Below are 22,201 nucleotides of genomic sequence, written 5' to 3'. Positions count from 1 at the left end.
ATAATTAGTAAGATGTAAAGTCCACTGTAATTTTTATATATTTTCTAGATCTTGGCACCCTCATTAGAGTTTCATTTAAGAGAGCTATAACTTTAAACTCTTTACTCGATTTTCTACGCTGACATCTTGTAAACTCTGATCTGGACTTTTTAATATTTCTAATAATCTACTTGCAAGGTTTGAGTGTTTATTGATTACTGCAACCTGGATTAATGACTTGTCTTGATCATTACGAGCATTTGTTACAGCTACGCGCTCATCAGGTTTTATTGCTTTCAGCTTACTGATAATTTCAACATTACCATTTTTTGCATTCTCAAACAGCTCTTCTACTAATTTCAATAGGTTAGTAATATTTTGGTCTCGAGAAAGATCAAGTGGTGCTTTACCTTCTTTATTCTTGATGTTATAAATTGCACCATGTTTTAATAAAGATTTTACAACTTCCAAGGAGCCACCTTTAGCTGCAACATGAAGTGATGTAGTACCACTAGAAGTAGTTTTAGCATTAACAAAGTCATTTAATTTATCACGACTGATATGTTGTAACAGAACCTCAACAATTTCTTTGTAACATTTGGAAGTAGCAGTGTGTAATGGTGTATTACCTTTATTAGTAACTTGACTAACGTTAGCTCCATTTGTTAGTAAGATGTTTACAATATCTATGTGTCCATTGCTAACAGCGTAATGCAACGGTGTTCTTCCATCAATATCTTTATCGTTGGCATCAGCTCCATCTTTTAACAGACGCTGAACAGTTCGTATATCACCTTTACTAGCAGCAATGTTGATATCTTTCTGCAGATGCTGGAGAACCTCTGATGCTTCGCTACCCTCAAGCTTAAATCTAAAATTAATCATCTCTATCTTTTTTAAAATATCTAAAACACTCGGATGACTTGGTCCAAAAACAGCTTTTCTTTGATCTAAACTTTCTCTGTAGACTTTAAGTGCGCTGATCCATTTCCCTTGAGCAAAAAGTACATTTGCTATGTTGTATTGAGTATTCAAGGTTTCTGGGTGATTTTGTTGTAAAGCTTTTTTCTGGATATTTAAAACCTCTTGAAAAGCTTTCAAGGCTTCATGATATTTATTTTGATTGAAGAGTACCCCAGCAATGTTATGTAACGTTCTCAAGGTATCAGCATGATTAATACCTAAAATTATTTTCTTCTTTTCAAAAACCTCTTTATAGATTTTTAAGGACTCTTCGTATTTACCTTGGTTAGCTAGTACCATTGCTATATTATTTTTGGCACTCACAGTGGCTAGATCATGTGTACCTAGTGTTTCTTTCCTCTTTTCAAAAACTGCCCTATTGATATTTAACGCTTCTTCATATTTTCCCTGTTTATCTAATACTAATGCCATGTGAAACTGAGTATTTAAGGTATCTGAATGATTTGACCCTAGTATTTCCTTTTGTCTCTGATAGACTTCTTGATAAATATTAAAAGCTTCTTCATCTTTCCCCTGTCTATGCAGCACTAAAGCGATTGTACTTCTTGTACTTAAAGTATCCTTATCGTTTAAACCCAGCATTTCTTTTTGTTTCTGAAAAATCTCTTTAAGCATATTTAAAGCTTCTTGGTAAATTCCTTGCTTATATAGCACTTTGGCTATATATGTCTGAATATCTAAAGTACCAGGATTGTCTGGTCCTAGTATTTCTTTTCTTCTTTCAAATGCGCTTCTGAAAATACTTAAGGCTTTTTGGTAATTGCCTTGATTCAAGAGCACTAAAGCTGTATCAATCTGAGCGGATACGTCACTTTGCGATATCTGCTTCAACTGCTCGACTTTTGAAAAGTTACTATGTACTGCAGCAACTACTAACGTTTTGTTCTCTCTATTACGAGCACTCATCACTGCTTTTACTGTATCAATATCCTTTATCTTATTTAGGTCATTAATAACTTGAGCATTACCATCTTTAACCTTTTTAAATGATTCACTGACTAGTTTAAATAAGCTAGTTATACTTTTATCCACAGTAAAATCTGATGGTGTTTTCCCACTGTCAGAGACAGCATTGTATACTGCACCATTAGATAATAGGGCCTTTACAACTTTTAAGTGAGAGAACTTAGCAGCATAATGCAGAGGAGTAAACCCCTTGTTACCAACCACATTAGGATTAGCTTTATTTTGTAATAGAATATTGACAACTCCATCATAGCCCTTCCATGCAGCATAATATAATGGTGTTACACTATCAGCATTTTTGGCATTAACAAACGCTCCTGCTTTAATGTAATTCTCAACCTCTGAAGAGCTATTACGTTTTACAGCCTCAAATAATTTCTCAGTTGATGCTAATAGATTGATAACGTCTTTATCGTTAGTCATTTCTAATGGTCTTCTACAAAGCTTGTCAACAGCGTTATAAACTGCACCATTTTTTAATAAAACTTCAATAACGTCTTTATAACCAAAATTAGCAGCAATATGCATAGGGGTTAAGCCATTAGTATCTTTAGCATTAACGTCAGCACCTTGTGCTATCAAATACTTTACAACTTCTAACCGACCTTTCATTGCAGCATAGTGTAGTAATGTCTGGTTAGCTGTACCAAGCTCATTAATACTCAACCCCTTGCTAAGGAAAAACTCTACGGTATCTTTATAACCTTCTCTAGCTGCAATGTGTATAGGCTTTGATCCAGAGGCATTTTTAGCATTAATATTAGACCCTTCATCTACTAGACATTTTACCATTTCCAAGTTACTTTCCTGTGAAGCAATGTGCAGTATAGTCCAATCATCATTGCCTTTAGCATTCATATCTACTTTTTTATACTGCAGTAACATTTTAACCACTTGCAAATGACCATGTGCAACTGCTAATTCTAAAGGTGTTCTGCTCTTATTATCCTTAACATTAACTTTTGCTCCATTACTTAATAGGACTTCAACAACATTAACATGGCCGTGTCCTGCAGCTATATGTAGTGGAGTACCTTCAACATTTACAAAGTTAACATTAGCCTTGTTTGCTATCAAAACTTCAGCAATTTCTTCATGGCCTTCTTGTGCCGCAAGATATAATGGTGTTATACTATTAATAGTCATAGCATCAACATTGGCTCCCCTTTCTATCAGAGCATTTACTATCCCCTTATGTCCTCTTTTAGCAGCCAAATGTAATAGTGTAGCATCTTCAGGACCTTTTATATCAATATGGGCCTTGTCTTTTAGCAAAATCTCTACAATATCCCTATAACCAGCGAGTACTGCTAATGATAAAGGTTCACCACCTTCTGCATTAACACTAGCTCCATTTTCTACAAGAACTTCAACGATCTCCTTATGATTATGCTTAATAGCAGAAAGCAATGGTGTTAGGTTGTTACTCTTAACATTAACACTGGCTCTATTTGCTACCAAAATTCCAACGATTTCCTTATGACCTCCTTCCACAGCTACATGTAATGGTGTACTACCTGCAATACCTTCTGTGTTAACTTTAGCTTTATTTTTTATTAAAAGATTCACAATATCTTTGTGACCTCCCACAATAGCTGCATGTAAAGGTGTAAGGCCATAATTAGCACTAGTATTGACTTCAGCTTTACTTTTGATTAGAAAAGCAATAGCGTCTTTATGTCCACTTAGAGCAGCTACATGCAATGGCGTCATGCCATCATTAGTTCTAGCATCAACTTCAGCTTTATTTTTTATTAGAAGATCAATAATATCTTTGCTACCATTCATCGCAGCTGCATGTAATGGTGTACTACCCTTAATATCTTGAGCTCTAACTTCAGCTTTATTTCTTATTAGGAGTTCAATAATATCTTTGTGACCTTTCAGAGCAGCTACATGTAATGGTGTTAGATTATTATTGGCTTTATCATTGATTTCTACTCCATTTTTTATTAAAAGCTCAGCAACTGCCTTATGACCACTCTCTGCTGCATAGTGTAATGGCGTAGCATTATTTTTATCTTTAGCGCGAATGTTAACCCCATGCTCGAGAAGAGCAACAACTATCTTCAAGTGGCCACTCTGCACTGCAAAATGTAGTGGGGTTATACCTTCCACAGTGGCAATACTAGCATTTGCCTTATTTGTCAGTAAAGCCTTAACAATTTTCTCATGTCCATCTTTTGCTGCGTAGTGCAAAGGTGTGTTATTATAGGTTTTGTCAACAACATTAACATTAGCTCCATGCTTCAATAAAATATTAGCTATCTTTTCATGACCGTTTTCTATTGCATAGTGTAATGGTGTACAACCATCTATAACTCTGGAGTTAACATCGGCTCCTTTGAGAATTAAAGCATTCACTACTTCTAGGTGGCCATTTAGTGCTGCTGTATGTAATGGTATTCCCTCCTTATCGTTTCTTGCATTAACATTTGCCTCATTTTTCAGTAAAAAATTAACTAGCCCTAGATAACCACTTTCTGCAGCTATATGTAGTGAAGTAAAGCCACCCATAGTTTCGTTGATGTCAACATTCGCTTCTTTTTCCAGCATAATCTTAGCAACATCAATATGATTGTTTTTTATTGCATAGTGTAAAGGTGAAAAACCAGCTATATCTTTGGTATTAGTATTAGCATTATTTTTTAGTAGAATTTCAACAGCATCTTTGTGACCATTTTTAGCTGCAATATGTAGTGATGTTTTGCCACTATTATCTAGATCATCAACATATACACCTGTTTTTCCTATAAAAAATTCCACAATATTTTTCCTTCCATATGCAGCAGCAATATGTAGTGGGCTTTGACCATTAATATCTTTAACATTAACGTCTAAATTTTGATTAAGAACAAATTTTATAATTTCAAGACTAGGTCCCTTAGCAGCAAAATGTAATGTAGTCCATGAGTTAATACTTCTAGCATTGATGTCTGCTCCTTTTTTGAGATAACTCTTTAAGTCTTCAAGATTTCCTTCTTCCAACGCAGCAAACATTTTTTCCTGATTAGTAATAGTGATAAGGTTTTGATCGTATTTATCTTTCAGCTTGGAAGGATCATCTCTTACCGACTTGCCAATTTTCTTCTTACTTTTTATTACATTTTCTGAAATAAGTTTTTTAGCGTTCAAGATAACTGCTATTGAGGGATCAGATAACAATACATCAACTAAGGTATTATCGTGTGCTAAATGATTACGCAAACATTTTCCAGTTAATAAAGGAGTGTTATCATCTAAAAAAAGTAGATTGTTTTCTAGATGCTTCTCTGATCTACCTAAAATTGACATTATATCCAGAACAAGCATTTCTACTACTGCTTGCAACTTTTTATTCCTCTTGTAGGAAGGAAGCTTTTCAGTTAACTTGCCACTTAATGCGTTATTCCTCAAAATACTTTTCAGTTCAGATAACTTCAGTTCAAGCTGGTTATTGTATTTTTCTTCTGTTATGTTGTAAGCCTTCCTTTGTTTATGTATAGGAATAAACGAACCTTTCTCATTCAACTTGTTTCTTAATTCCTCAATCCATTTAAGGTCACCTGTTCCAAGTTCAGCAATGTAAAAAATCTCACAAGTTAATCTATTTACTTTATCAAGGTTGTCATCCTGTATTCTTGACCTAACACTATGAGAAATTTTCATTGATAGTTCGGCTATTTCTTTAAGATTGTGAGACTCTATTTGGGAAGGAATATTCTCTAGTGTTTTATTAGCAAAGAATTTTATTCCTCTAATAACATTATGGTCAATCTTATTGTCATTCAAACCAACATCTAAGCTCTTTAATGATATAAACGCCGTAACATAATCAGTTCTGATATTTTTTGATTTAGTTTTTGCAAAATTGATTATGTTATCAATTTTATTAAACAGCTCCTTTTCATAATTCGTCTTTTCAGTTATATTATTGCTTAATTCTTTTATGAGTTTTTCAAGCTTATCATGTTCCATCACTTTAAAACTCTCTGTAATCATTTCATCTAATTCAACGTTACTAAATATTCCAGCAACTTCTTTTATCTCGTCTAAGTTTTCACTACTGGTAATTTTCTTTAGCAATATTATGACTATTTTAATCTTGTTATTGTAAAGAATATCAGTAATTACATTATCGATTCTTTTAGTATCATTTTGAACACCAATAAAAAAGTTAACATCTGTATTTTCCTCAATCTCTGTTCTTTTAGAGAGCGAGTAAGCATGTGATAGTGAGTTACGTAAATCTATAATGACTTCTCTTGTGTTCTTTGGTAATGATAGTAGAAGAAGCTCGCTTGTAGTGCTAGATAACTTGGGAGATTCTAGAGTGTTTTTTAAATATTCACCAATAACCTGTAAAACCCTTGTAATAATTAACTGTCCTTCCCTTTCTTTAGGATTAGCTGATAATGCCAACTTTATATAATCACTTATTTTCTCTAAAGAATGAATATCCCTAATTTGTTGATAATCGCTATACAACTCTCCAAATTGAGGATAATTGCTAACGATCTCTGCAACAACCCTCTCACGTTTTAACTTCGGGAGATCAGCAAATTTACCAATGTCCACACCTTCTATAATATCTTTTTCTTCTTTAAGTTTCTTTGCAAAATTTTCCAAGTGGTCTAGTATTTTACTTTTATTCAATGTGGCATTATAGAATAGATTCATTTCCTGTCGTTTTATGTGAGAAGAAACAAAACTGATCAAACAAAATTCCATTTCTTCCCAAGGTAGTCTATCGTAGGTTGATTTCAACTGCCGCTTTAATATATGAATATTTTGTGCAATAAATTTTGCTATGAATAAAAACTTTTCATCTACTTTTTCTGTGTTTGAATACTCTGCCTTTAACAGGCTAATATTTTGAAGTACTAACTCAATCCGCTCTCTTATGTTATTAAGATAACTCTTCACATTCTGATCTTGTCCAGAAGCACTAGAGAAAAAACGGAGGTTTATCAACTTATTTTCAACAAAAATTTCTATCTCTTCTGACAAGAATACGTTCTTTAGTTTTAATTCCTCATAAGCTCGTGAAAGAATTTCATCTAATTCCCTGAAATGAACAGCAAAATAATTACCTGGCCATTTATTAATGAGTGTATCAAGAAGTTCAACATTACCTGAACGTATAGCATAATAAAACGCATTATGGCATGTTTCATCCTCATCATCTGGTAATATAGTAGTTTCTCTGATGCCAACAGATAAATTACTGAGAATTTTACTATTATTGCCAAGTAGGTATTCTAAAATCTTTACCTTATTGTGTTTACAAGCTAAGATAACTAAGTTAGTACTCTTAACAGGATTGTTAGCATTATCATAATAGTCTCTCAAAGTTACTTGATCTTCTGCATCACTTATGTAATCAATAAAATTGCTTAATTTTTTTAAGCTGTCGACATTACCATCTGATATTGCCTCTTCGAGTTCAGTTAAAACCAGGAGATAAAGTTCTTCAGCTTTTGCTTTTCTGCGGTAGAGCTTTTTATATTCTCTAATAAACTCCTCTTTTGATGTGTAAGAACGTGATAAAAACTGTTTATCTTCTTGATAAAAACTGGTTTGTTGTTTAGGTACATGCATAAACCCTCTCTGAGATATATTTACACCAGTATTAGAATAGCAAAGTTTACTTAATATGGCAAAAATTAAAATAGCATCTTTTGTTAATAAAATATTTTTGAGAGAATATCTACTAATCCTGCAATTTCAGGACGAAAAGCCTTCACAACATTTGATTTTGGGTGTGGGAAATGTGTTGGTTGTTTAAATTATTAGTAACACCTACTAATAATAACCCGTTTGAAAACAACAAAGAGAAATGATGATCAACTTACATAAAAAAGCACTAAGTTTAGTGTTTTGGCATTATAGCAATCTCTTATGTATCACCTCTCTGGAACCATACGACTAATTGTTGTTCATAAAAAACTCTAGTACTGACAAAAAATGTATTTATTCTAATCTTGCACGTTTGGTATCATTACTTATAGAAGTTTCATAAAGTCTTGTACCAGGCTCTACGAGATTATTTAAGGAACTTAAAGATTGAAAAGTACGTTTATTGGAATCATCAAACGCTACTATAAAGTTTAACAAGTTATCATTAGATAGATATTCAGTTATATTATATGTAGAATCATGATCCAGAATAATTTTCTTTTCTTTGGCATCTTGATCTGCCACATCTAATTTAGTATAAAATTGTATCTTACTTAACTTATTTAACAAATCTGCTCTTTCTAAAAAAGGTTTTACCTTATCTAATATGATATCATTATATATAGGATAGCGTATGGAATAATCAATTTTTGCTAGTCTTACAGATAATTGATTATTATATAGTACATGTATGTTGAAGTTATTTGTAACAAATTCATATAGTGGAAGGCTATCTTTTATTTCATCTGTTTTCATTTGAAGAATTTCACAAACACAGTCATCTAGATAACTTGATAATTTACTGTAATTACTGCATCCTTTATAAGGAGATAAGTCAATAATTTTTCCGTAATCCTTATTGAAGTTCCTTACTAAAGTAAATTTAATCAACAATTTAGCGCATGCTAGATCACTTACAGCGTTATCTAAAGATGTGGAACAATTATCATAAAGCCGTCGTTCACGATTTCTTATATTAATATCAGCTCCATATTCTAATAGTTCTTTAACTACTTCCAGATTTTTACCACTTTTTTTTACAGCATGGTTCAGTGCAGTATTGCCTTTACGGTTTGTTGCATTTACATCAGCACCATGTTTCAGAAGTTCTCTAACTAATTCTAATTCCTTCCCCAGTGTTATAGCAGAATGTAGTGGAGTTTCACTATACATGTTTCTTGAATTGACTTCGGCACCACCTAACAAAAGCTCTTTAGTAATTTCTACACTACTAGTAGTATGAAGTAACGTATCTCTATTCCTTTCTACTCTAAGGTTAGCATTAGCACCTGCAGACAAAAGAGCTTTAACTTTTTCTAAGTTTCGTTCATAGACTGCTTTTTCTAATTCTTTGTTAATATTATTATTTAGCATATTTTTAAAATCCTCCTAAATTTCACTATTTTGTAACAAAATTTTTGTATATTTTCTAGATCTTGGCACCCTCATTAGAGTTTCATTTAAGAGAGCTATAACTTTAAACTCTTTACTCGATTTTCTACGCTGACATCTTGTAAACTCTGATCTGGACTTTTTAATATTTCTAATAATCTACTTGCAAGGTTTGAGTGTTTATTGATTACTGCAACCTGGATTAATGACTTGTCTTGATCATTACGAGCATTTGTTACAGCTACGCGCTCATCAGGTTTTATTGCTTTCAGCTTACTGATAATTTCAACATTACCATTTTTTGCATTCTCAAACAGCTCTTCTACTAATTTCAATAGGTTAGTAATATTTTGGTCTCGAGAAAGATCAAGTGGTGCTTTACCTTCTTTATTCTTGATGTTATAAATTGCACCATGTTTTAATAAAGATTTTACAACTTCCAAGGAGCCACCTTTAGCTGCAACATGAAGTGATGTAGTACCACTAGAAGTAGTTTTAGCATTAATAAAATCACTCAATTTATTGTGGCTTACACGTTGTAACAAAGCTTCAATAATTTCTTTATGACCTTTGGAAGCAGCAGTGTGTAATGGTGTATTACCCTTGTTAGTAACTTGAGTAGCATCAGCTCCATTTGCTAGCAAGATATTTACAACTTTTATGTGCCCATTATTAACAGCATAATGTAATGGCGTTCTTCCATCCACGTTCTTCGAATCAATGATTGCTCCATCTCTAATGGAACTCTCAATTCCTAAATAATTATTATCTTCTATAGCCTTAAATAACTTCTCAACCAATTTTAGTAATTTTATTACTTCTGGGTTTCCTCTTCTTTCCGCAAAGTGTAATGGTAAAACATATCTACCTCCTTCAGCTCTAGCATTAAAGTATGCTCCGCTCATAAGTAGAGACCTAACTATATCTAAATTACCAATTTGTGCCCCTAAGTGTAAAGGCGTAGCATTTTTATCCATTTTTGCATTAACATCCGCTCCATTTATAATAAGAGTTTTAACTACCTTAGGATGACCATATTGAGCTGCAAGATGTAGGGCTGTGCCTTTATTTTGATTTTCTTTTACATTTACATCAGCACCATGTTTCAATAGAACGGTTGCTATCTGATCATAACCTTTTTCTGCTGCAAAATGTAAAGGAGTCCAATTTGTGTGATCTAAAGCATTAATATCTGCTTCCTTTTCTAAGAGCAATTCAACCACCTCTAAATGATCATGGTCTACTGCAAAGTGTAGAGGTGTAGTACTTTTAACTGTTTTAGCATTAATGTCTGCTCCTTTATCAAGCAAAGATTTAGCAACTTCTAAATTACCATCATATGCTGCACAATGTAGAGGAGTCCAACTTCTGTTATCTAGAGCATTAATATCTGCTCCATTTTCAATCAAGAAATTCATTATTTCCAAGTGATTATGTTCTGCTGCCAAATGTAGAGCTCTTCTACCATCATCCATCTTTGCATTTATATTTGCTCCTTTTGCAATTAAGCTCTCTACTATTTTTAAAGAAAAACCATTATATGCTGCATTATGTAAAGGAGTCCAATTCTGATCATCCACGGTGTTAATGTTTGCTCCATTTTTAATTAAAAAATCACTCACCTCGAAATGACTTTGCTGAATTGCTAGATGCAAAGGTGTAAAACCTTCGTTTTTTTTAGCATTAACATTGGCTTTTTTCTCTATTAGTAGCTTCACTACTTCTAAGTGACCATTCTGAGATCCTATATGTAAAGCTGTGGAATTATCGTGGTCCTTAGCATTAACATCAATTCCCCTTACGAGAAGAAGAGACTTAACTACTCCAAAGTGATTACGTTCTGCTGCTAAATGTAGAGGTGTAAGATTCTCATAATCCTTAGCATTAACATTAGATTTTGCTTTTAGTAAAATGTCTACTAACTCTAAAAAGCCATTTTGAGACGCTAAATGTAGAGGTGTAATCTTATCATCTGTTTTTGCATTAACGTTTGCTCCCGCTTCAAGCAGAACTTTAACTATATCTAACCTACCAGTTTGTGTTCCCAGATGTAAGGGTGTAATGTTTGCATCAACTTTATGATTACCTATGCCTGAAGATCCAGCGTTAATATTAGACCCTTGTGAAATAAGAGCTTTAACTACTTCGAGGTTACCATTTTGTACTGCAGAATGCAAAGGTCTTGCTCGATCATTATTTACAGCATTAACATCTAATCCCTTTTCAATAAAAACATTTACTATATCTAGATGACCATTCTCTGCTGCTAGGTGTAAAGGTGTATTAAGTTTATCTGTTTTAGTACTAAGATCTGCTCCATTTGCAATCAAGGTGTTGACTATATCTAAATATCCTTGCTGGGATGCAAAACTTAAAGGTGTAAAGCCTAGAATGGTCTTATGGTTTACATCTGCTCCATGAGCAATAAGAAAGTTAACCATCTCTAAGCGATTTTTTGCAATTGAAAAATACAGTGGCGTAAAGCCATCGTACTTAATCTCTGAATTAATATCTAAACCTTCTCCTAATAAAGTGTTGACTAAATCCAACTGACCATTTCCTGCTGCTAAATGTAGTGGTGTAAGACTAAGATGTTTCTGAATTTCATAATTTTCATTTAAAAACTCTACAAAAAATTGCAGCTGATCCAGATTATTAGATATTCTATTAGTAAACATAAAGGCCTCGCATGAAGAATTTATATAAAATATAGTATCTACAAGTTTTTAAGCAAGATAAATCTTCTTCTTAAAAAAGATACTGTAATCCAATCTGTATGCTTATAACTTCTTCATTTGATCATGAGTAGATCAGTTGTCTCAGCTGCAATAGAGACACCTGCCTTAAGTAGCTACGTCAATTTTCTCTGTTTTTGCCCCTTTTTTTTCGCTGATGATGATGTCTTCATTCTTCTCAGTAGCCAACATTCTTTTTAAAGTATAATCGTTACGTGCACCAAAGCATTAATAATTATACACAATTGTGAAGAAATATTCAATCTTTTTATTGTTTTGAATGTGTTGATGAAAAAAACGTCTGTCAGAGATCATCTGAGAATTGCATTTTAGGCTTTAGATGTAGAAGGGGTCTTATCGTCTTTTTATCAATACTCTAAAAATAGGCTTAAATCGCCAAGAGATGGATATCATGAATTTAGTAGCGTAAAAACATCAAAGATACCTCATATCATAAAGTTTAATGTCAACATTTGGTAGCAACATTCCCGATTTACAAAGCAGAGTCAATAAAGGTTGCAAATAATCTACGTATGTTGGACGTTTCTGTTGATGCTATTTCTAAAATAACAGATTTATCTATTGAGGAACTTGAAAATCACGCTTCCAAAACTTAACCTGAATTAAAAGCAACATTAGTTTACTGATTTCTATACAATATATTAAAATATCAACAAAGGTAATTACATAATTAATTATCTGCATTGCTGAATGAAATTCTTGTGCTTCTGTATTCAATATATAATATTAAAAAAATATTTTAGTAAATTTATTAAAGTAGATACTAGAAACTCGCTTATTTCGTTTTTCTAGCTCAGTTATAGTTTTGGATTTTGCTTGCAGAATTTGTCTATCACTTTCTGGTTATCCTCTATCATTTTACTTGCCTCTTGCTGAAGAAATTTGATATTTTTGAGTGTAATATTGTCCATCTCAGTCGATGCTACTTTCAATTGCGATTGTATTCTTATGTATTTATCATCTATTACTTGTTCTAGTTGATAATCAACGCAATCCAATCCAGAAGCAAACATCACATTCAGTAGTGGCTTGATCCACCCTATTTTGCCAAATCTCCTTGAGTTAGCATACTTTATACTTCTATTTGTTCCACCAGTGCCTATTGATAGCAGTATAATCTCATCATTTGGAAATAATCTCTTGCCACTTGCATATGCACAAGCTGCTGGATTATTAGCAAACACTCCGCCATCTATCAACACTCTCTCTGTTTGGCTAATTTTCAGACGTTTTGGTGTGAAGTACGTTGGAGCAGCTGTTGTAGCTCTGAGTGCATCTTTCAACTTAATGTTTTTTTCTTTCCAACTTTTGAAGAAAAATTCACAACTATTGTGAATGTCATAACTGGTGAGCAGTAGATTACTTGCAACATCGGCCATAGTACTTTCACCAAAGTATTTGTTGAGAATAAATTCCATATTTCTATACGAGTACTGAGAACCACTCAGCCAAGAAGCAATTGATTTTCTCCAAAATGATGATTGAAAGATATAAGCTCCATACTCTTGGTAAAGTCCAACTAAATCATTGGCAGAGTATTGAGGTTTATTGCTTTTACAAAGTCCAGCAACAATAATCCCACCGGTTGAGGTGCCTGCCATTAAATCAAAAATCTGGGAAATTGGCTTTTTTGTCCTAGATTCAATTTCTGCTAGAATAATGGCAGGAATTATTCCTCTGATTCCACCTCCATCAACAGATAAAATATACTTTGCCACTTTTTTATTTTTGTCTCTGCTCAAGTTCATTAACTTCCTCAGCAAGGTTTTTGACCCTTTCTTCAAGGCGATAGATGATTTCTGTAGTCCTTTGATTTTGCTCTATAAATTTATCATGCATATGCACTCTTAAGTCGAGCTTAGCTAGCCACCAGATCAATGCTATTGTTTGTATCACCATAGTAGCAATTACTGCTACAGGGATCTTTCCTGTGTTTGTCATCTTTTTTAAAGGAAAAGTTGTATATATACATATACAAGATTCATCAAAAATACGTCCAAAAAATCTTTTCTAAAATAAAGTTAATTAGTTGCACTAAACAAGCGATGTAAATAATATAATCAACATGAAATCTAGCCTTTTTTGGAAATTGTTAACAAGTTCAATAATACCGATAATATGCGTTATTGTTCTGTATCAGCACTTTAGTACAGACCAATTATCAAAAGATGTGCCAATAAAAAGTAAGGCAAGTGGCAATGATCTGGAAACATTATCTACTGCAGCTGAAAAATGTAATTTAGATACTGTAAGATCCTTAATAAAAAATGTAGTAGATATCAATGCTACTCATCATTTTGGTGCAACATCATTACACTATGCTACAAGCGGAGGCTGTTTAGAAGTCGTAAAATTTCTAATTGAAGAAGGCATTGATGTAAATACTACTGATGCTTTTAGCTGGACAGCTCTGCACTATGCTGTACGAAAAGGACATCTGGAAATTGCTAAATTTCTACTGAAAAATGGAGCAAATCCTTCTGCTAAAAACAAAGATAAAAAAACTCCTTTAGATCTTGCTGTAGAGGAATTAAACAATAATAAAGAAGATATCTATGAGGAAATTATCAATTTACTTTCCAACTATCAATTATTCCCGTAACAATAGTACGATAGCCAAGGTTATCAATTACATGCTCAGCCCTATTTATTATCCATTTACCATAAACTCCTTTGCGAAATCCAGAAAGATTAATCTTTGCTTCAGCAAATAATTCAGGATTTCCTGGCATTGTGACATTGAGTGTTGCTGCATTACTCATCAGCTGATTCAACTTCGCAGATGCTGCACTTTGTGCCAAATCACTACTTGCATAAATATCTCGCAAAATATAGCTTGGTTCTTGATCACCTACTTTTTCCGTTATTGTCTCTGCTTTTTCATAATCATACCAGTAAGCAATAACCGAGCCATATTGATTACGCTCATTAAATTTTACTTTCCAATTTGTAATATCTCTAGGTGTTAAAGTAATAGTGCTTAAAGTTTTTCCGGTAACTGATTTTGCTTTTCCTTTTGAAACAAACAGTAAATATCCTCCTGCAGGTTTTGCTATTGCTCCATAAATTTGAGCAAGCCTGGTTAAAAAATGCATATCGCTCTCTGCAGTTTGATCAATATGTGATATCATGATATTTACAAACTCTGCAGCAACCTTAGCTTGATAGCCATGTTTGTCTGCAATCTTTTTTACCAAATCATTTAAGGTGATTTGATGCCACTCATTAAACACTTGTTCCTTTAATGACTCTTTTAGATCCGCTGCATGACTCTTGATTTTTAGTCCTTGTGGCGGGCCTTGTAGCGTAATTTCATTCACTATGTAATCTCCCATCGGCACAATGCCAGTTTCTTTATACCCAAGTAAAATATTTAGCTTTGCCCCAGTTCTAGGAATTTCAAATAATGAATCACGGTCATCAAGATGAATTACAGCAGTATCACTTATTACTCCAGCTTCATCAGTAATATGCATTGATACTAACCGACTTTTTATCAACTCAGTGATTAAAATTCCCTCTACTGAAATACTAAAGTCTGGTGTCATTTTAATCCCATAGTTTTACTACTTGCTTTTGTGTCTCTTTTTGAATAACAGGAAGTTTAATGATTAATCCTGCAGGAAGAAGTTCGTACTCTGAAAGCCCAGGATTAGCTCTTAACACAATCTCAACTGCTCCTGAGCTGAATCCATAGTAGTTCCAGCAGATTAAATCTAACATATCATTTTCCTTAGTTTTGTAATATATCATTATCAAGTTGTATATCATCAACTGGATTATTTAGTGATCCGTCTGACAACACGTTATCATAGTGCTTCAAACTTAAGTGAAACTCAATCTTTCTTGCTTCACCATTTGGAAAAAAATATCTCTGCGTTTCTTCTATTTTCACAATAACAAAATGGCCTAAAATGTTACCTTGGCCATCAATGAGTAAAAGAGGTTTCGATAAATTTCGCATATTATTTATTTGCCCCAGTCCTCCTGAATAGATTACTCCCGCAAGCTCAATAACGTCCTCTCCAGGACCAATACTTTGAAGTAATGGCTTTTCTCCAATACGCTCAAGTGCAGGCCAGCGATATTCATTCCTGCGTGTGAAACCTCGCTCAGTTAATGAAAATCTATATGGACCAAGAGACAGCATAATTTAATTTATATCATAAAGTGCGCCACTAAATTGCTCTCTAATTCGCTCCATTACTTCATCAGCAATGCTACGTGTATCTTGCCCAGGGGTTGAATGAATATTAATACTGAAGTGATTATTTTGAGTTTTATTCTCTACAGCTTTACTGTGTGCCGCAATGGGGTACTTAAGAGAATCACTTATAACGTTATTTACAGACTTAACTTCTAGTTTAGACTCATTTCTTTTATTCCACAGATTACTGATTGTTCTAAAGGGCTGAGTAATATTATTCCAAAATTTTCCTACCCAATCAGAAAAAGATTTCCATACAATTTTCACTGATTCCCAGATAGTAACAAAAAAGTTCTTTACCACTTGCCATTTGGTAATTATCAAAGTTGCAGCAACAGCAAGACCGCCAATAACGAGTCCCATAGGATTACTCATTAAAGCAATTGTCAATGCTTTAAATCCAACAATAATTGCTGGAAAAACTGCAGAAAGACCTATTTTTACTAAAGTAATAACAGATCCAAACATTTTCCAAGTAGACAAAAAAGCGAATAAGGAACCTTTTACAAAAGTCCAAGCATAGCCAAGAGATATAGCTGCTATTTTAATGCTAATCAACGCTGTAGTAGTACTCATGATTACTGTAGTCAATACTGGATATTCCTTGGCATAAAGTGCTACTTGTGTAGTTGCTGACCTCAGAAGATTAACAGTAAAATTTAAAGGTGGTAATAATACAGAACCAAGATTCATTCCTACTTCTGCTATTGAATTCTTAAGTAGCTGAAGATTATTTGCTGTAGTATTTGCTCTATTTTCAAACTCTCTTTGCATTGAGCCCTTATATTCCCCGTTTATTAATCGTAAAGATTTTTTGTACTCGTCAAGACTACCAATGAGTAGTGCTATATCGTCTTGATATTCAAGACCAAAGAGATCAAAAAGAACGCTAGAACGTTCTTGCTTACCTAGTTTTGCAATTGTTTCTAAAAACTTAACTAATGTGCCTTGTGCATTCTTGCCAATTGCTTTTTCAAATTCCTTAGCATTTATTTTTAGCTGCTGAAAAGCTTTTTGAAAATTGCCACCTTGCTTACTTGCTGTTTGCAACTTACTGAGCATCGCATTAATTGCTGTACCTGCTTTTTCGGGGGTCTTACCAAGACTAATGAAGCTACTTGCTAAAGCTCCCGCTTCTACTGCAGTTAAGCCAAATTGCCTTGCTGTACCACCGATTCTGTTTAATGCAGGAACAATGTCTTTAGCTTTTGCTGCAGTGTTATCAGAGATATGGTTTATTGCATCACCAATGCCTTTCATTTCACCAATTTCAATTTGATAAATATTAGAAAGTTTAGCAATAGCGTCTCCTGCTTCTTCTGCTGACATATCAAATGCAGTTGCCATTTTGGCCACAGTGTCTGTAAAAGTCGTAAGATCTTTAGCTTTAATACCAAGTTGACCACCACTTGCAGTAATTTGCGCAAGTTCTGCCGCAGATAGCGGAATTGTACGCGACATTTCCTTTAATGTTTCCCCAAGTTTTGTTAAGCCATTTACATCTGTATCTTCAAACTTTACAACTTTCTTTACATCAGCCATGGCACTCTCAAAACTAATTGCAGCCTTAAGTGGTGCTGCAAGGGTGAGGCCAAGTGCCACAGCATCCATCATTTGAGCTTTGAAATTTGCTCTTTGTGCTAAAACTCCTTTACGTTTTTGCATTACGGAATTTAAAGCTGTATAGTTATTTTTAAGCTTTTCAATAGAAGAGCCAAGTTTAACTTGATCTCCAATAAGAGATTTTATATCTCTACCACTTTTACTGAACTCCGTGCGTAAATGGTGGAGAGCACTTCTTTTTTGTAAATAAGCTGTTTTAGCTTTCAGCGCTGCAGTTTTAGACCTTGTAAACTCGTTTTGCAGGCTCTTACTTGGTGCTCCTGTATTTTTTATCTGCTGAGCAAGAGATTTTGTTTTTATTTCTAGTTCATTCCAAGAACGCCTAGCAAGCAGAGCATCGTGGCTTAATTGTTTAAACTTGAATACTGATTTACTTGATGATTCAAGTTGTTTTATCGTACTACCAATACGAGAAAGTTGCTTCGTGCTACCTGCTATCGTACTATTAAAACTGCTTTGCAGTGTTGCTCCAATTACTATAGAAATTGCCTTCATTTGTATAATTTTCCGCTACTTTCAAACCAAGTAATAAATTCTTCAATATCCATATCAAGCCACTGATTGATTCCACCACCAACCATTGAGCTAAGTGATAATATGCTCAACCTCAATTCTTCTGCTGAGACAAAAAACCTTGTAACGTTTCTTGAATCTTATTGTAGTCTGCTAAATCAAATTCTTCTACTGCTTCTCTTGAAATACTTGCAAGATTTGCAATCAGTGCTACTTCTTTCTCTGCATCGCTATTACCCATACGTTCAACAGCTAAACGATCTCGAACTTTTGGACGGCGTAGAGTTAGCTCTGAAACTAAAATTCCATCGATTTTTATTGGTTCAGTTAATTTAATTTTTTGCATTGTTTTACCCTTTTAGTTAAATTCCTAAAGCTGTGCGCATAGAAGTCATTTGATCAACACCATCGATCTTGCGAATCATATTCTCAGCGTCAATTTCAATCAATTCTCTGCCATCAATGGTAAGCTTATAATAGTTGGCAGCAATTATACATTTTAGTGTTGCTTTTTCAGCAGCCTTCCAGTTACCAAAATCAAGTTCCTTAAAGAGCCCTCTTAAGTTAATTACTACTGATTCGGCATCACTACTTCCCTGCAAACCTCCTCTTAAAGTAAGAGAAACAGCATTATTGTTTATCAATCCGAAAAGTCTAAAGAGCTCAGAGTCATATTCAGAAAAAGTGAAATCTGCTTCAAGCTTTTCCATGCCCATATCAATACTTACTATTACCCACAAATATAAATGGACATAAAAATAAAGTATTACAACATTAAAGTTTGCAAACATTGAGGGTAAAAAATGGCAAACAGGAATAATGAATGGGCTGAAAATGAATTTGGAGATGCTGTACTTGGAGATAAAAGGTTAACTGACCGATTAGTAAATATTGCTGATAGTTTTACAAGTTTACCTGAAAGCTCAATCAATCAGGCGTGTGGAAGTTGGTCAGAAGCAAAAGCAGCATATCGTTTTTTTCAAAATGAGAACGTGAAAGAAGGCGATATTCTAGCTTCACACGTTGCTAAAACAGTTGAAAGAACAAAAGCCCATAAAAAAATTTTTGTGATCCAAGATACAAGTTATATTTCATACACAGACCATGAAAAAACAAGTGGATTGGGAGTTATTACAAGAAAACATAGTCAAGGTATTATAATGCATACAGCTCTAGCTGTTAGTATAGAAGGTTTGGTACTAGGGATACTAGATCAAAAAATTTATTCAAGACCTGAAGAATCTGAAAACATAAAAAAAAAGAACAATGACAGTATCCGCATTGAAGATAAAGAGAGTATAAAATGGTTAGAAACTTTAAGCAACACAAACAACATTATTGATTCAACTCAAACTGAGACTATAACTATATGCGATAGAGAAGCAGATATATATGAGTTTTTTGAGCTTGCACATAATCTTAATTCGGCAGTGTTAGTTAGAGCTTCCAAAGATAGGGCAGTAAATAGAAAATCTCGATATCCTGAAAAAGGTGAGCAGAAGTTATGGGAATTTATTAAATCCTCTCATTGTGCAGGTACGGTAAAAGTTGAAGTTCCTGCAAAAGATAATAAGCCAAAAAGAACAGCACATTTGGAAGTTAGATTCGGAAAGTTTATTATGCATCCATCTAAGAATAGTATTAGGCATAAGAAAGAAGAATTACTTAAATTACCACACTATGCAGTTTACGTTGTTGAAAAAGACTTTCCTTCTGAAACAAGTCCGCTAGAGTGGATGCTTTTAACAAATCTTCCAGTCAATACCTTTGATGAAGCTGTTGAAAAAGTTAGGTGGTATTGTCTTAGATGGAAAATAGAAATATTACATAAAATTTTAAAATCTGGTCTCAAAGTTGAAGAATGTAGGCTTGGAACAGCAGAAAGGTTGATGCGATATTTAACAGTAATGAGTATTATTGCTTGGAGAATTTTCTTTATTACAACAATTGCAAGAACTGATCCAACATTACCGTGTACTACCTTATTAGCCGAAGAAGAATGGAAAGTTCTATATGTAAAAATACATAGAAAACCATGTTCAAATGCAACTCCTACTATAAAAGAAGCTGTTTCATGGGTTGCTCAACTTGGAGGACATTTGGCTAGAAAAAATGATCTAGAACCAGGACCCATTACTATTTGGAAAGGATGGAGACGTCTCTTTGATCTAGCAGAAGGATGGCGACTTGCTCACGAACTTTATATTTGTGGGTAATAGTAAGATATCAATATTTATTGGAATATCCATACCACCAGCTCTGTATTCTTCTGTTTTTATGGTAAGTTTTGGCAAGGTTACTTCATCTATTTTTCCTGCATAGCCACGACCATCAACAAATACGTTAAAATTCTTTAGGATCTTTGGTAACATCTCTCTTTCTCCTTTTACAATATTGCGCCACTCACAAGGTGTGACCTGAAAGTAATCTGTTCAGCTGGATATGGTGGCGTGAACTCAAAATCAAAAGACACTTTTCCGCTTGCAATATTTGTTGGTGTATTGAGCTCTGGAGTTGCATAACATTTTCCGCTAATAATCGCCCCTTGCGCTTTTAAATTTGCAAGATAAGAATTTACCCCCTCAATCACATCATCTATATAAGTTTTGGTAATATTGCGATCAACTGCCCATAAATGAGCTCGAAGTAGACTATCGTTGATTAAATCTGCAGTCCTTCTCACTGACAAAAAAGCCCATTTTGAGTCATTTGAACATGTTCTATTTCCCCAAAGCCTATAGCCATTTTGATGAATTATCGTTGTTACTTCATTTTCATTTAAATGGTTTGCTCTACAATTTGTATTACCGAGCGTAAAATCAATAGGCCTGCTTGTTCCAACAATACCATTTATTTCTTTATTTGAAGGTGAGTGCCAGAAGCCTTGCTCGCTGTCTATCTTAGCTATTAAACCAGCTACAAATGGACTCGATGGCAAGATTTTTTCTTTTCCTTCAATAAATAACTTAATCCATGGGTCAACTACGTAAACTCTTGAGCTGCCTACACTTTTTCTCCATTTTATTGCTTCTTCATCATTAGTATTTGGTCCGTCTGCAACAATAATTGCTCTTAATTTTTCTGCTATGGAAATTAAAGCACTCACTACTGGATTTACTCCATCTATTTCAGGTAACTGATGAGTAAACTGAGGTGCAATTAATATTCTTGGAGCAACATGAACTATGCTTTCACTGCTTAAGAACGCTTGAATTCCCTGATATTCTCCAGTTTCTTCGTTAACTCCACCAATGACATTGCTGAGCGTCTCTTCTACTTTCTCCTCAACTCGAATAACTACTACTGTTGCACCAATTTGGGAAAAAATTGCATTAATAGCTGAAGGCAAAGTCCCAGATTGACCAAGTTTTGCTGCTTCTTTTAAGCTTCCTGCTATTAATATTGGTTTATTTAGTGGAAACTTTTGCCCGTCAGCATCAGGTGCAGTACCAATTACTCCAATTACCGATGATTTAGCTGTTCGTACTGTCCTCGCTCCTGAGGTAACCTCGATAACATTTACTCCATGTAGAAACTGTTCTGTCATTTCTTTTTCCCCTTTTCAACTTTCTTGCATTTTTTGTTTACAATCATCTAGCAAAGTTTGCAGCTCTTCCTTACTTTTAGCTTCACCGATTTCCCTTTCAGCTATATCCACCAATTCTTCGCACTTGATTATTGCTTTTTTCGCTCTTTTTGCTTTTTCCTGAATTATTCTTGCCATTTCTACTACTGAAATTCCTCGGACTTTTGCTAATGGCTCTATAATTTCTGCATCTTTTTTGTCTATAGATTCTGGTGCTGCTAAAATGTTCTCTGCGGCTTTTGCTTGTATTTCGTACGACTTAGACTTCTGATGAGAATATCCTGAGTATTGGTGAGTATAGTTATCATAATAAGCATGAAGATTAGAAAGTGCAGAAAACTTCGCATTTTGTAGTAACTCCAATTCAATATCTTCTTGATTCCGCTGAGCAATTTTGCCTCCTTCTGTTAAACAATAGCTTTTTTGCCAATCAAAATCTTCTGGTGCTTCATACCAATCATTTTCAGTTGGCTTGCTTTCAAGTGTTGTTGTTTCTACTTGTTTATCATTTTCAAATCTAATGTAGATAGACATTGT

General features: G+C 34.0%; 16 protein-coding genes and 1 pseudogene. 3 read left to right on the top strand and 14 right to left on the bottom strand.

The features are described 5' to 3' along the window. Nucleotides 1-84: 84 nt before the first annotated feature. The 3 genes from ABWU33_RS01675 to ABWU33_RS01665 all read right to left on the bottom strand — a co-directional run bounded on the left by ABWU33_RS01675 (nt 85) and on the right by ABWU33_RS01665 (nt 11,657). Complete coding sequence (locus ABWU33_RS01675; RefSeq protein WP_265014488.1) at nt 85-7,509, bottom strand: ankyrin repeat domain-containing protein; 7,425 nt, start codon at nt 7,507-7,509, stop codon at nt 85-87. 372 nt (nt 7,510-7,881) lie between these two features. Then, nucleotides 7,882-8,961 (bottom strand): ankyrin repeat domain-containing protein, encoded by a 1,080-nt coding sequence (locus ABWU33_RS01670; RefSeq protein ID WP_174516910.1) that lies wholly within the window; start codon nt 8,959-8,961, stop codon nt 7,882-7,884. Nucleotides 8,962-9,056: 95 nt separating this feature from the next. Further along, entirely contained in the window at nt 9,057-11,657 is a 2,601-nt protein-coding gene (locus ABWU33_RS01665; RefSeq protein WP_226079609.1) for an ankyrin repeat domain-containing protein, read from the bottom strand. 530 nt (nt 11,658-12,187) lie between these two features. Between ABWU33_RS01665 and ABWU33_RS01660 the strand changes: the two genes are divergently transcribed. Next, entirely contained in the window at nt 12,188-12,331 is a 144-nt protein-coding gene (locus tag ABWU33_RS01660; protein WP_226079608.1) for a hypothetical protein, read from the top strand. A gap of 201 nt (nt 12,332-12,532) precedes the next feature. On the opposite strand, the gene ABWU33_RS01655 is transcribed toward ABWU33_RS01660, so the two are convergent. Both ABWU33_RS01655 and ABWU33_RS01650 read right to left on the bottom strand, forming a co-directional pair. Next, a complete protein-coding gene (locus ABWU33_RS01655; RefSeq protein WP_226079692.1) occupies nt 12,533-13,453 on the bottom strand; it encodes a patatin-like phospholipase family protein in 921 nt (306 codons plus the stop codon). Between the two features lie 4 nt (nt 13,454-13,457). Further along, nucleotides 13,458-13,676 (bottom strand): hypothetical protein, encoded by a 219-nt coding sequence (locus ABWU33_RS01650; protein WP_012673232.1) that lies wholly within the window; start codon nt 13,674-13,676, stop codon nt 13,458-13,460. Between the two features lie 124 nt (nt 13,677-13,800). On the opposite strand from ABWU33_RS01650, the gene ABWU33_RS01645 reads away from it, so the two are divergent. After that, complete coding sequence (locus ABWU33_RS01645) at nt 13,801-14,337, top strand: ankyrin repeat domain-containing protein (protein ID WP_208571646.1); 537 nt, start codon at nt 13,801-13,803, stop codon at nt 14,335-14,337. Here the strand turns inward: ABWU33_RS01645 and ABWU33_RS01640 are convergent. From ABWU33_RS01640 to ABWU33_RS01615, 6 genes are all read right to left on the bottom strand, one after another. Continuing rightward, nucleotides 14,303-15,283: a phage late control D family protein gene (locus tag ABWU33_RS01640; RefSeq protein ID WP_226079607.1), complete on the bottom strand. Its 981-nt coding sequence runs from the start codon at nt 15,281-15,283 to the stop codon at nt 14,303-14,305. The genes ABWU33_RS01645 and ABWU33_RS01640 overlap by 35 nt on opposite strands. A 1-nt stretch (nt 15,284) precedes the next feature. Continuing rightward, complete coding sequence (locus ABWU33_RS01635; protein ID WP_255586148.1) at nt 15,285-15,458, bottom strand: tail protein X; 174 nt, start codon at nt 15,456-15,458, stop codon at nt 15,285-15,287. 10 nt (nt 15,459-15,468) lie between these two features. After that, the gene (locus tag ABWU33_RS01630; protein WP_191110947.1) at nt 15,469-15,885 is read right to left on the bottom strand and encodes a phage tail protein; all 417 of its coding nucleotides are present in this window, start codon (nt 15,883-15,885) and stop codon (nt 15,469-15,471) included. Nucleotides 15,886-15,888: 3 nt separating this feature from the next. Then, on the bottom strand, nt 15,889-18,060 hold the full coding sequence (locus ABWU33_RS01625; protein ID WP_226079606.1) for a phage tail tape measure protein: 2,172 nt from the start codon (nt 18,058-18,060) through the stop codon (nt 15,889-15,891). Nucleotides 18,061-18,172: 112 nt separating this feature from the next. Further along, complete coding sequence (locus ABWU33_RS01620) at nt 18,173-18,424, bottom strand: phage tail assembly protein (RefSeq protein ID WP_015588509.1); 252 nt, start codon at nt 18,422-18,424, stop codon at nt 18,173-18,175. 16 nt (nt 18,425-18,440) lie between these two features. Next, nucleotides 18,441-18,869: a phage major tail tube protein gene (locus ABWU33_RS01615; protein ID WP_353272078.1), complete on the bottom strand. Its 429-nt coding sequence runs from the start codon at nt 18,867-18,869 to the stop codon at nt 18,441-18,443. A gap of 12 nt (nt 18,870-18,881) precedes the next feature. On the opposite strand from ABWU33_RS01615, the gene ABWU33_RS01610 reads away from it, so the two are divergent. Then, the gene (locus ABWU33_RS01610; protein WP_264686125.1) at nt 18,882-20,294 is read left to right on the top strand and encodes an IS4-like element ISWosp2 family transposase; all 1,413 of its coding nucleotides are present in this window, start codon (nt 18,882-18,884) and stop codon (nt 20,292-20,294) included. 6 nt (nt 20,295-20,300) lie between these two features. Here ABWU33_RS01610 and ABWU33_RS01605 read toward each other — a convergent pair. From ABWU33_RS01605 to ABWU33_RS01595, 3 genes and pseudogenes are all read right to left on the bottom strand, one after another. After that, nucleotides 20,301-20,450 (bottom strand): annotated as a pseudogene (locus ABWU33_RS01605) (phage major tail tube protein); the annotation flags it as partial. Between the two features lie 14 nt (nt 20,451-20,464). Continuing rightward, entirely contained in the window at nt 20,465-21,625 is a 1,161-nt protein-coding gene (locus tag ABWU33_RS01600; protein WP_264683027.1) for a phage tail sheath subtilisin-like domain-containing protein, read from the bottom strand. A gap of 15 nt (nt 21,626-21,640) precedes the next feature. Next, on the bottom strand, nt 21,641-22,198 hold the full coding sequence (locus ABWU33_RS01595) for a hypothetical protein (RefSeq protein WP_264683025.1): 558 nt from the start codon (nt 22,196-22,198) through the stop codon (nt 21,641-21,643). Nucleotides 22,199-22,201: the final 3 nt, after the last annotated feature.

The sequence above is a fragment of the Wolbachia endosymbiont (group B) of Cyclophora punctaria genome (genome assembly GCF_964028235.1).
In the GTDB taxonomy this organism is placed as follows: Bacteria; Pseudomonadota; Alphaproteobacteria; order Rickettsiales; family Anaplasmataceae; genus Wolbachia.
This window is presented reverse-complemented; position numbering and strand designations above follow the sequence as displayed.

What these genes read in the sequence shown, in the direction of transcription:
- ABWU33_RS01595 (WP_264683025.1), bottom strand. Translation starts at nt 22,198, where the DNA reads ATGTCTATCTACATTAGATTTGAAAATGATAAACAAGTAGAAACAACA.
- ABWU33_RS01610 (WP_264686125.1), top strand. Translation starts at nt 18,882, where the DNA reads ATGGCAAACAGGAATAATGAATGGGCTGAAAATGAATTTGGAGATGCT.
- ABWU33_RS01665 (WP_226079609.1), bottom strand. Translation starts at nt 11,657, where the DNA reads ATGTTTACTAATAGAATATCTAATAATCTGGATCAGCTGCAATTTTTT.
- ABWU33_RS01650 (WP_012673232.1), bottom strand. Translation starts at nt 13,676, where the DNA reads ATGACAAACACAGGAAAGATCCCTGTAGCAGTAATTGCTACTATGGTG.
- ABWU33_RS01615 (WP_353272078.1), bottom strand. Translation starts at nt 18,869, where the DNA reads ATGTTTGCAAACTTTAATGTTGTAATACTTTATTTTTATGTCCATTTA.
- ABWU33_RS01625 (WP_226079606.1), bottom strand. Translation starts at nt 18,060, where the DNA reads ATGAAGGCAATTTCTATAGTAATTGGAGCAACACTGCAAAGCAGTTTT.
- ABWU33_RS01620 (WP_015588509.1), bottom strand. Translation starts at nt 18,424, where the DNA reads ATGCAAAAAATTAAATTAACTGAACCAATAAAAATCGATGGAATTTTA.
- ABWU33_RS01675 (WP_265014488.1), bottom strand. Translation starts at nt 7,509, where the DNA reads ATGCATGTACCTAAACAACAAACCAGTTTTTATCAAGAAGATAAACAG.
- ABWU33_RS01600 (WP_264683027.1), bottom strand. Translation starts at nt 21,625, where the DNA reads ATGACAGAACAGTTTCTACATGGAGTAAATGTTATCGAGGTTACCTCA.
- ABWU33_RS01630 (WP_191110947.1), bottom strand. Translation starts at nt 15,885, where the DNA reads ATGCTGTCTCTTGGTCCATATAGATTTTCATTAACTGAGCGAGGTTTC.
- ABWU33_RS01645 (WP_208571646.1), top strand. Translation starts at nt 13,801, where the DNA reads ATGAAATCTAGCCTTTTTTGGAAATTGTTAACAAGTTCAATAATACCG.
- ABWU33_RS01635 (WP_255586148.1), bottom strand. Translation starts at nt 15,458, where the DNA reads ATGTTAGATTTAATCTGCTGGAACTACTATGGATTCAGCTCAGGAGCA.
- ABWU33_RS01640 (WP_226079607.1), bottom strand. Translation starts at nt 15,283, where the DNA reads ATGACACCAGACTTTAGTATTTCAGTAGAGGGAATTTTAATCACTGAG.
- ABWU33_RS01670 (WP_174516910.1), bottom strand. Translation starts at nt 8,961, where the DNA reads ATGCTAAATAATAATATTAACAAAGAATTAGAAAAAGCAGTCTATGAA.